Annotated in this window: 9 protein-coding genes; 7 read left to right on the top strand and 2 right to left on the bottom strand. The window is 53.7% G+C overall.

Annotated elements, in window-relative coordinates:
• From AAAU26_RS12340 to AAAU26_RS12315, 7 genes are all read left to right on the top strand, one after another.
• A partial coding sequence (locus tag AAAU26_RS12340; protein WP_227619528.1) for a recombinase family protein occupies positions 1–1,255 on the top strand: 1,255 nt, incomplete at its 5' end.
• Between the two features lie 206 nt (positions 1,256–1,461).
• Entirely contained in the window at positions 1,462–1,587 is a 126-nt protein-coding gene (locus AAAU26_RS14560) for an HPr family phosphocarrier protein (protein ID WP_431834299.1), read from the top strand.
• Between the two features lie 93 nt (positions 1,588–1,680).
• On the top strand, positions 1,681–3,381 hold the full coding sequence (locus tag AAAU26_RS12335; protein ID WP_227619529.1) for a sensor histidine kinase: 1,701 nt from the start codon (positions 1,681–1,683) through the stop codon (positions 3,379–3,381).
• A gap of 3 nt (positions 3,382–3,384) precedes the next feature.
• Complete coding sequence (locus AAAU26_RS12330) at positions 3,385–4,161, top strand: response regulator transcription factor (RefSeq protein ID WP_227619530.1); 777 nt, start codon at positions 3,385–3,387, stop codon at positions 4,159–4,161.
• Between the two features lie 137 nt (positions 4,162–4,298).
• Entirely contained in the window at positions 4,299–5,387 is a 1,089-nt protein-coding gene (locus AAAU26_RS12325) for an extracellular solute-binding protein (protein ID WP_158402073.1), read from the top strand.
• A gap of 24 nt (positions 5,388–5,411) precedes the next feature.
• Positions 5,412–6,500: an ABC transporter ATP-binding protein gene (locus AAAU26_RS12320; protein ID WP_149793923.1), complete on the top strand. Its 1,089-nt coding sequence runs from the start codon at positions 5,412–5,414 to the stop codon at positions 6,498–6,500.
• Positions 6,487–8,142 carry an ABC transporter permease gene (locus AAAU26_RS12315; RefSeq protein ID WP_227619531.1) on the top strand — a complete coding sequence of 552 codons (1,656 nt, stop codon included), beginning with the start codon at positions 6,487–6,489 and terminating at the stop codon, positions 8,140–8,142. The genes AAAU26_RS12320 and AAAU26_RS12315 overlap by 14 nt, the downstream gene beginning before the upstream one ends.
• Positions 8,143–8,444: 302 nt before the next feature.
• On the opposite strand, the gene AAAU26_RS12310 is transcribed toward AAAU26_RS12315, so the two are convergent.
• Together AAAU26_RS12310 and AAAU26_RS12305 are read right to left on the bottom strand one after the other, a co-directional pair.
• Positions 8,445–9,113, bottom strand: a complete 669-nt coding sequence (locus AAAU26_RS12310) for an alpha/beta hydrolase (protein WP_227619539.1) — start codon at positions 9,111–9,113, stop codon at positions 8,445–8,447.
• Positions 9,114–9,624: 511 nt separating this feature from the next.
• A partial coding sequence (locus AAAU26_RS12305; protein ID WP_349181080.1) for a DUF975 family protein occupies positions 9,625–10,085 on the bottom strand: 461 nt, incomplete at its 5' end.

Here is a 10,085-nt window from a genome sequence, read left to right as displayed (position 1 = left end):
CCGCTTTGCCCGGAACCGATTCGATGCCGTGAACTACAAGTACCAGCTGGAAAAGAACGGTGTCCATCTGGTGTCTGTCATGGAACCCATCTCGCAGGGGCCTGAAGGCATTATGGTGGAGAGTATGCTGATTGGCATGGCGGAATACTATTCCGCCGAGCTTGCCCTGAAAGTGGCGCGCGGTGAGCGCGAAAACGCCCTCCAGTGCAAGTACAACGGCGGTGTGGTGCCGCTGGGCTTCACCATTGGCAAGGAGGACAGGCTGTACCATATCGACCCGGAGACGGCTCCCATCGTGCAGGAAATCTTCACCCGGTATGCCGACGGCGAACCGGCTGAGAAGATTGCCGCCTCCCTGAACGAGCGCGGCCTGCGTACCCGCACCGGGAAGCCGTTCGTGAAGAACAGCTTCTTCCAGATCTTCCGCAACCGCCGCTACATCGGCGAATACCGCTACAAGGACATTGTGACGCCGGGCGGCATTCCGGCCATTGTTGACCAGGACCTGTTTGACCGGGTGCAGCAGCGTTTTGAGCAGAACAGGATTGCCCATGGTCGGCCTGCAAAAGAGGATGTGAGCTATTTGTTGACCACCAAGCTGTTCTGTGGCAAGTGCGGCACCCTGATGGGCGGCGAAAGCGGCACCAGCCACATGGGGAACACCTACTATTATTACAAGTGCGGCAACGCCAAACGCCACGGCAAGGCGCACTGCGACCTGAAAGCCATCCGCAAGGAGCCGCTGGAACGGTTCGTGGTGGATACCGCCATTAAGGTGATTTTCAGCGATGAAATCATCGAACGGCTGATAGATTTGGTCATGGAAGCCCAGCAGCAGGAGAACACCCGGCTGCCTGTTCTGAAAGAGCAGCTCCGGGATACGGAGAAACGGCTCGCAAACCTTCTGGAAGCCATTGAACAGGGCATCCTGACCCCGACTACCAAGCAGCGGTTGGACGAGCTGGAAGCCCGGAAAGAAGCCCTGAACACCAGTATTCTGGAAGAAGAGCTGAAAAAGCCCGTCCTGACCCGTGAGTGGATTCGGTTCTGGCTTGAAAAATTCCGCAAGGGTGACGTGGGCAGCACGGAGCACCAGCGGCAGATCATTGATACCTTTGTCAACTCGGTCTACGTTTTTGACGACCGGGTCGTGCTCAATTTCAACTTCACGGACGATTCCAAAACCATCTCCCGTGAAGAGGTGTTGGGTTCGAGTGCTGTGGACAATGCTCCGCCAAATCGAATGGATAGATGAATTTTATTCGTCTGTCCATTCTTTTTTGTCGAAACATCGTCCATTCCCCCCTGTCTTTGGGGCGTATGGCATCATGCTGACGCATTGCCATAGCCCAGCCCCTCCATCATCGCCTGTGCAGACGAGAGCTTTCAGAATATCCTGTGCACACTGTGCATACCTGCTTGCTTCGGCAGGGTCAGCCTTTTTCTCAGTCTCTTTGTTTCATGGCAGTCATGGGCCTTGGCATCAAGCAGGGCAAAACCATCACCGTTACGGTTGAGGGTGATGATGAAACTGCCCGGAACGATAGGAGAAGGTCGTTCCGGGCAGTTTTTTGTGTTATGCAATAAAAAAGGGCAGCAACACGCCCGTTGACTCATCTGATTCAAGGCATTATAATCGAAGTATGGCAAAGTTTGTCGAAGAGCAGGAGCGAAAAAAGTATGGATCATAGTCACCACGATCGCACCTACAAAAAGAGCCGCTTTCAGCAGGAGCTGGAGCAGAGCGTCTCCCGTAAGCTGATCTCAAGCCTGCTGCTGGGATGTCTTTTGTTCTGCATTGCAATCGCTGCTGTGAATGCTCTCAACCAGAACGCCCGGCGGGAAGACCATCTGGAGAGTGTCGCCTCCACCTTCCATGAGGTGTACAATAACACGTCAGCCTTTCTGCTGGACTCTGGACACACCGAGCTGTTCCTCTCCGAGCTGCGGAATGATCAGGACAACCTGCGTTATCTTATCAGCCATTACAACGTCTCAGCTCTTGTGGAGATACAGCTCATCCTTACCGACTCCAAGGGAAAGGTTCGGTTCACGACCTTTTCGGAGGGAGAGATGAATCTCCACCGGCAGGAATTTAACGGCATCGCCGTGGACAACGCCTGCCATCTTATGCGGACCGTCTACACCACGGTCTACCACTTCCGAGCCAACAGCTCAGAATACGTTATGATCCATCCGCTCTACCGGGATGGCGAATATCAGGGTGCTGCGGCAGTCTATCTGAATGAGAACGACTGGACAAAACTGTTCAGCCAGTACCAGTACGATGCTATCCTCACCAAATCCAACGGTGATGTCATCACCTGTTCAAACTCTTCCTTCCTCTCCCAGAAAAACGCTAACAAGTATCTGCCCGCCGATGCGGCGCAGTATGTGCGAGTGAACGGGAACCGCTATCTGCGCAGCAGCCGCTCGCTGGAAAACGGCACGGTGTTGGCTTACTCCTTCATCTACTCGCCCACGAATTACAGTTATCTCTTCGTGGGTCTGCTCCTGATCGTACTGCTGGGACTGAGTTGGGCGGCAATGTTCGCCCGTATCATGCACGCTATGACTGAGCAGATGGTAAAGTCGGTGGACACCCTCGTGCGGGAGATCCGCATCATCCGCAAGGAGGACCCTGATCACATCATCGAGATCGACACCGGCGATGAGATCGAGGAGATCGCCCGTCAGGTCAACAAGATGGTTCGCAGCATTCAAGAGCTGAGCCAGCGCAACATCGCTCTTGCCGAAGTGAACAACCGGATGGAGATGCAGAATCTTCAGGCGCAGATCAATCCCCACTTTATTTATAATACGCTGGACAATATCCGCTATCTTATCCCGACAGACCCCCAGCGAGCCCAGCAGCTGATTGGACGGTTTATCGGCATCCTGCGCTACAGCATCAACAACACAAAGCACAATGTCCCTGTTAAAGATGATCTGAAATATCTGCAGGATTACCTTGTGATCCAGTCCACCCGCTTCGGTGCGAATTTCTCCTACGAGATTGACATCGACGACGCCTGCATGGAGTTCATCATCCCGAAGCTGCTTTTACAGCCCTTGCTGGAAAACAGCATCAAATATGGATTCCAGAAGAAGCCATGCATCCATATAAGAGTACGGGGCTGGCTGGGGGAGGATGCGCTCTATTTCACGGTAGAGGATAACGGCGGAGGCGTGGACGAGACAATGCTGGAACAGCTGCGAGACATCCTGCGCTCGGATGAAGTGAACATCGAGCACAATGGTCTGCAGAACATCAACCGTCGCATCTGGCTGGGCTACGGCGGGGACAGCGGACTGACCATCGACAGCACCGAGGGCGAAGGCTTCACTGTGAAACTCAAGCTCCGGCTGGGAGGAATGTAAACCATGTATCGCGTTCTACTGGTAGAAGATGAAGAGATCATCCGCAAGGGCATTCGTTACTCGGTACCGTGGGAGGAGTGCGGCTGCTCGGTGGTGGGCGAGGCAGAGAATGGGGCAGTAGGTGAAGAAAAGATCGCTGAACTGCAGCCTGACATTGTCATTACCGACATTACCATGCCGGTAAAAAGCGGTCTTGAGATGATCGCCGACACCCGGGAGAAATTCAACTATATTGCCATCATCCTGACAGGCTACTCGGAGTTCGAGTACGCCCAGCAGGCTATCCGGAACGGCGTATCGGATTATGTGCTCAAGCCTCTCGACATGGACGAGATGCGTACTGCGCTGGAGAAGGCTGTCCGCCTTGCGGGGGATAACCAGTACCTCCAACAGCGGGAGGACGAGGCAGAGGCCGTCCGCAGCCGGACAGCTCTGCCGCCATTAAGCGAAGATAAGGTCACTGACCCGCTGGTGCTACGCATCGTAGCCTATCTGAAAGAGAATTACCAGAGCAAGATAACACTTGCTGACCTTCAGGAACAGTTCCACTACTCGGAACGGTACATCAACCAGAAGTTTCAAAAAGAGCTTGGCACAACGGTTATTGACTACCTCAACCGCTGCCGTATTCAGAACGCTCTGGAACTCATCCGGCAAGGAAAACTGCCCATCTCCCAAATCGGCTGGGAGTGCGGCATTGGTGAGTACAAATATTTTAACCACGTTTTCAAAAAATACATAGGCTGCTCGGTGCGGGAGTACCAGAACACCTTGAAATAAGTGTCTATGAAAAAATACCGAACAGCCGCTGTTCGGTATTTTTTCCATTTGTTCTGCAATTTGAGTATTATTTTTGTGCTATAAGCATTAAAATGGGACTATCGAAAAGTTTCAAGTAAAAAATGGAGGTTTTTACTATGAAAAAGATTTCTCGTCGTTCGTTCCTGATGGCTACCGGTGTTATCGCAGCTTCTGCTGCTCTGAGCGCTTGCGGCGGCTCCTCCGCCAGCACCTCTTCTGCCGGTTCTACCGCTGCTTCCACTGCCGCTTCTGGTACTGCTGCACAGGGCGGCGGCGACCTCGTGATCTACTCGCCCAACTCTGAGGGTCTGCTGAACGCCACCATTCCTCTGTTTGAGGAGAAATACGGCGTCAACGTCGAGCTGATTCAGGCCGGCACCGGCGAACTGGTCAAGCGTATCCAGTCCGAGAAGAACGATCCCTACGCAGATGTCCTGTTCGGCGGCTCCTGGTCGCTGATGTACACCAACGAGGACCTGTGGGAGCCGTATGTTTCCGCCAATGATGCAAACGTCATCGATGCTTACAAGAACAAGTGCGGCTTCATCACCGGCAATGTGCTGGACGGCAGCGTCCTCATCGTCAACACCGACCTCATCGGTGACATCAAGATCGAGGGCTACGAAGATCTGCTGAACCCGGCCCTGAAGGGTAAAATCGCCACTGCCGACCCCGCCAACTCCTCTTCCGCTTTCGCTCACCTGACCAATATGCTGCTTGCAATGGGCGGCTACGAGGACGATAAGGCATGGCAGTACGTCCACGACCTGTTTGAGAATGTGGACGGCAAGATCTGCGAAAGCTCCAGCGGCGTTTACAAGGGAGTTGCCGATGGCGAGTATGTGGTGGGTCTGTCCTATGAGGATCCCTGTGCTCAGCTGGTTCTGGACGGCGCACCTGTCAAGATCGTTTACATGAAGGAAGGTACTGTCTTCCTTCCTGCTTCCGCCACCATCATCAAGGGCGCAAAGAACATGGACAATGCCAAGCTGTTCATTGACTTCATCCTGAGTGAGGAAGTCCAGAACATCTGGGGCAGCACCCTGACCAACCGTCCTGTTATGAAGGATGCTGCCACCAACGATGCCATGACCCCGATGGCAGACATCAATGTCATCGAAGAGGACATTCCCTACGTCAGCGCCCACAAGTCGGAGCTGGTGGACAAGTACACTGAGATCTTCACTGATCTGCAGAGCAAGTAATTCAAAGGGCAGCAGGAGGCTAGTATGAGCAGAATATCAGTCAAAGACGCAGTAAAGCGCTACGGGAATAATACGGTCATCCCGGACCTGAATCTGGAGATCGGAGATGGTGAGCTGTTCACCCTGCTGGGTCCCTCCGGCTGCGGCAAGACCACTCTTCTCCGTATGATCGCAGGCTTCAACTCCATTGAGGGCGGCGACATCTTCTTCAACGAGAAGCGCATCAACGATATGGACCCCAGCAAGCGCAACATCGGCATGGTGTTCCAGAACTATGCCATCTTCCCGAACCTCTCCGTCCGGGACAATGTGGCATTCGGTCTGAAAAACCGCAAGGTAGACAAGGCCGAGATCAAGAAGCGGACGGATGAGTTTCTGAACCTGATGCAGATCATGCAGTATGCCGACCGGATGCCCAACCAGCTTTCCGGCGGTCAGCAGCAGCGTATCGCACTGGCTCGCGCACTGGTTATCTCGCCGGATGTGCTGCTGATGGACGAGCCGCTTTCCAATCTGGACGCAAAGCTCCGTGTCGAGATGCGCAGCGTCATCCGCCACACCCAGAAAAGCGTTGGCATCACCACCGTGTATGTCACCCACGATCAGGAAGAGGCAATGGCCATCAGCGACCGTATCGCCGTTATGAAGGACGGTGTCATCCAGCACGTTGGCACTCCCCGCGACATCTACCAGCGCCCGAAGAATGTCTTCGTTGCCACCTTTATCGGTCGCACCAACATCGTGAATGCCCACGTCAAGGACGGCATCATCACCTTTGCCGACGGCTACCATGAGCACATCGACGCTCTGGACAAGGCTGCCGAGCAGGATGTGCGCTGTTCCATCCGCCCGGAGGAGTTCATTATCTGCAAGGACGGCACCGATGGCATCCACGGAACCGTGCAGGAATGCACCTACCTCGGTCTCAACACCCACTACACCATTGACACCGATCAGGGCGACTCGGTGGAGATCGTAGAGGAGTCCTCCATTGGCGAGGGTCTCAAGAAGGGCGAGAAGGTGCTGCTGAAGGTCAAGAAAGAGAAGATCAACGTCTTTACCAAGGACGGCGGTACCAATCTCATCAGGAGCGACGCTTATGAAAAACAATAATAAGTTCCGTCTTGATGTCTGGGGAGCCATTACGCTGGGGACCATCGCACTCTATGCACTGTTCCTGCTTTACCCGATGGCATACCTGATCCGCCAGTCTGTGCTGGACCCCGACACCGGCAGCTTCACGCTGGCTTATTTCACGAAGTTCTTTTCCAAGAGCTACTATTTCGATACCCTGATCAACAGCTTCAAGGTGTCCATCACAGCGACGGTGCTCTCCATCGCTATTGGCACCCCACTGGCATACCTGTTCACGATCTTTAAGATCAAGGGCAAGTCGGTGCTGAATATCCTCATTGTGGTGGCATCTATGTCGGCTCCCTTCATCGGTGCCTACTCATGGATTCTGCTGCTGGGTCGCAGCGGTATCATCACCGCCTTCTTCAAAAACCTCGGCATCGCCATCCCGGACATCTACGGCTTCGGCGGCATCGTGCTGGTCATGACGCTCCAGCTGTTCCCGCTGGTGTTCCTCTACGCCAAGGGTGCATTGAAGAACATCGACAACTCCCTCATCGAGGCGGCTGAAAACCTCGGATGCTCTGGCATTGCCTGCTTCTTCAAAGTGGTCGTGCCCCTAATCATGCCCACCCTGCTGGCTGCGGCTCTGCTGGTGTTCATGCGATCCTTTGCAGACTTCGGCACCCCGATGCTGATCGGTGAGGGCTACCGTACCTTCCCTGTTGTCCTTTACACTGAGTTCATCAACGAGGTGGGCGGCAGCGACGGCTTTGCAGCCGCTATCGCCGTCATCGCTATCGTCATCACCACGCTGGTGTTCCTCGTCCAGAAGTACGTTTCCAACAAGAACGCCTTCGCTCTGAACAGTATGCACCCCGTGGAGGAGCGGGAGGCCCGCAAGGGCATCAACGCTCTGGTGCATCTGGTCGTCTACCTTGTAGTGGGCATCGCCATCATGCCGCAGGCCTACGTCATCTACACCTCGTTCAAGAACACGCAGGGTAAGATTTTTGTGGACGGCTACTCGCTGCAGAGCTACCAGACCGCCATCGGCAAGCTGGGTCGCAGCATTCAGAATACCATCATCATCCCCCTGTTGGCACTGGTCGTCATCGTGCTGCTGGCTGTTCTCATCGCTTATCTGGTGGTGCGCCGCCGCAATGCCCTGACCAACGTGGTGGACATCCTCTCGATGATCCCCTACATCGTGCCCGGCACGGTCCTTGGCATCGCACTGCTCATCGGCTTCAATAAGCCCCCGCTCCTCATCAGCGGCACCATGCTCATCATGGTGGTGGCACTCATCATCCGGCGTCTGCCCTATACCATCCGCTCGTCGGTGGCTATCCTGCAGCAGATCCCCATGAGCATTGAGGAAGCTGCCATCTCGCTGGGCGCTTCCAAGATGAAGGCATTCTTCCGCATCACGGTTCCCATGATGGCCTCCGGCATCATCTCTGGTGCCATCCTGAGCTGGGTCACCATGATCAGTGAACTGTCCACCGCCATCATCCTGTATACCGGCAAGACCAAGACCCTGACGGTAGCAATCTATACCGAGGTCATCCGCGGCAACTACGGCACTGCAGCCGCATTGTCCACCATTATGACCATCCTCACCGTCATTTCTCTGCTGGCTTTCAGCAAGCTCAATGGCGGCAAGGATATCAGTCTTTAAGTAATCCCTCGTTCTCCTTCAATCACTGAGTTTCCAAACTGGGCTGTTTCTCAGCAACGCAAATAGCCCCCAACGGAAAAATGAGACAGGCTTCCCGAAAGGTGGGTCGCCTGTCTCATTTTTGTTGTAAGTTGGACGCTTGGGGACTTTAGACCTTTGCAGTCCCGAAAAACCGTGCCGATCCTGTACGGTTTAGAACATTTTGATGACCCACAGGATCAGGATAACAGGAACATCAAACTGCTTTGCAATCTACAATGTCAGGTCCACAACCGGACAGCCGTCTGCATCAATCAAAATGGTCATGTGTGTTCCTCCATCGCCCAGCGAAATGCTTTCGCCGTGCGCAGGTCGGCGTCTTTGAAATGCCCGCCGCTGTTCCATTCAAGGGTGCAGTTTGCGCCACGCGCTGTAAGCCGGCTGTGCAGGGCGCGGATGCCATCGCCCACCGCAGCCATGACGGTGTTTTTCGTGCGCTCTTCCTTGTCACCAAGGCTCAGATAAACGTGCTGTGCCTGCATCGGGTGCTGCTGTTCAAACTCCATCCAACCCGGGAACCACACCGAGGGGGAGGCGGCGGCGATGCCATAAAACAGATCAGTCTGGGTGGATGACCACAAAGCAAACAGCCCGGCCAGCGAGTAGCCACCCAGAATGATTTTGACGTTTTTCGGGAGAGGATACCGCTGCTCCAGTGTGGGAATGACCTGTTCCGTCAGAAAGCGCAGGGTGTCCGCAGCATTGCCGCCAAACCCTTGCTTTCCCCACACAGCAGGAGACTTCCATGGAGAAAGTGCATCATTCCAGCTTTCCACTGGAATGGCTGCAAACAGATACTTTCGGTCGCTTTGTGCAATAGCAGCCACTTCGTCATCCATGCTTTGCAACTCGTGTTCGCCGGTCATTTGGAGCAGTAGGTATTCTGCATGAGCTTCGCCGTAAATGCGGCAAGGTCTGTTCCCGATCAGCATTGTCTGTGCGCTCATTGCGGCAGCCTCCCAAAAAGATTTTGATAAATCCAGTATAGCAACCGAAAAATCATTTTGCAATTCAAAAAGCGTTCATAGCCGTAGCAAGCAGTGTCTTCGTATATACAAAGACCATTTTGCGTTGCAAAATGCTTGTTGGGAAATCCCAAACCCTTTCAGATCTGCATCGTACCGATGCAGGCTACGCGTTTTTGCAAAACGCTTTTTGGATGCGCCATAGGAGTGCGCAGCAATCACGGAAGCACGATGATTACAGGGTTTGAGGTTCTCCCAGCGCAAGCAGCCCTAGGCGCGGTATCGATATGTACCAAGCCAAAGCGGACCCAGTACCCACAACCAAGGCAATGAAAGCACTCTCGTCACTTTTAATACCGTAAGCACCAGCGTTAAAGCAAACAAGAGGGTCATTGTAATTATTTCGGAACGGTCAGGTTTCTTCTCCATACGCAGATCACCTCGAAAATCCGGTCACATCTGAGAAATAGTATAAAAGTCAGTATGCTTCATCCGGTTCGGTAGGTGCTGCGGTAATATCACGGTAGAAAGTGGCCCATGCAGCTTCCTCATAGGGGCGTACAAAAAAGAAGCCAATGCTCAATGGAATTGTCAGCAGAAGAAAAAGAGAAATCGCCATAGCCTCTGAACCGGTGAAATATTTGAGAACCAGAAAACCCCCGGCATACAGTGGCAACGAACAGAGCAGTTCCCAGCCAATGAAGCTGAAATCCAGACAGAACAGCCGCCATTTGTTGCCGTCCATAATCCGCCGGGATTCTGTGATCGCTTCATTTGCAGTCAACGAAGGATGCTCGGACATGATGTAAGGTGTCATCGCATAGCTATATGTTTTCACGATTCCCGGAATCACCAACAGCAACGACCAGAGGGCGATGTACAGACCCTGCAGGAATTTCATGCAGAAGCCATCCCACAGACGGTCTTTCTGAGAGAACA

Source organism: Faecalibacterium longum (assembly GCF_040094125.1).
Classification (GTDB): domain Bacteria; phylum Bacillota; class Clostridia; order Oscillospirales; family Ruminococcaceae; genus Faecalibacterium; species Faecalibacterium longum.
This window is presented reverse-complemented; position numbering and strand designations above follow the sequence as displayed.

Coding starts and splice junctions, on each gene's coding strand:
- AAAU26_RS12330 (WP_227619530.1), top strand. CDS start 3,385: ATGTATCGCGTTCTACTGGTAGAAGATGAAGAGATCATCCGCAAGGGC.
- AAAU26_RS14560 (WP_431834299.1), top strand. CDS start 1,462: ATGGCAGTCATGGGCCTTGGCATCAAGCAGGGCAAAACCATCACCGTT.
- AAAU26_RS12325 (WP_158402073.1), top strand. CDS start 4,299: ATGAAAAAGATTTCTCGTCGTTCGTTCCTGATGGCTACCGGTGTTATC.
- AAAU26_RS12320 (WP_149793923.1), top strand. CDS start 5,412: ATGAGCAGAATATCAGTCAAAGACGCAGTAAAGCGCTACGGGAATAAT.
- AAAU26_RS12335 (WP_227619529.1), top strand. CDS start 1,681: ATGGATCATAGTCACCACGATCGCACCTACAAAAAGAGCCGCTTTCAG.
- AAAU26_RS12315 (WP_227619531.1), top strand. CDS start 6,487: ATGAAAAACAATAATAAGTTCCGTCTTGATGTCTGGGGAGCCATTACG.
- AAAU26_RS12310 (WP_227619539.1), bottom strand. CDS start 9,113: ATGCTGATCGGGAACAGACCTTGCCGCATTTACGGCGAAGCTCATGCA.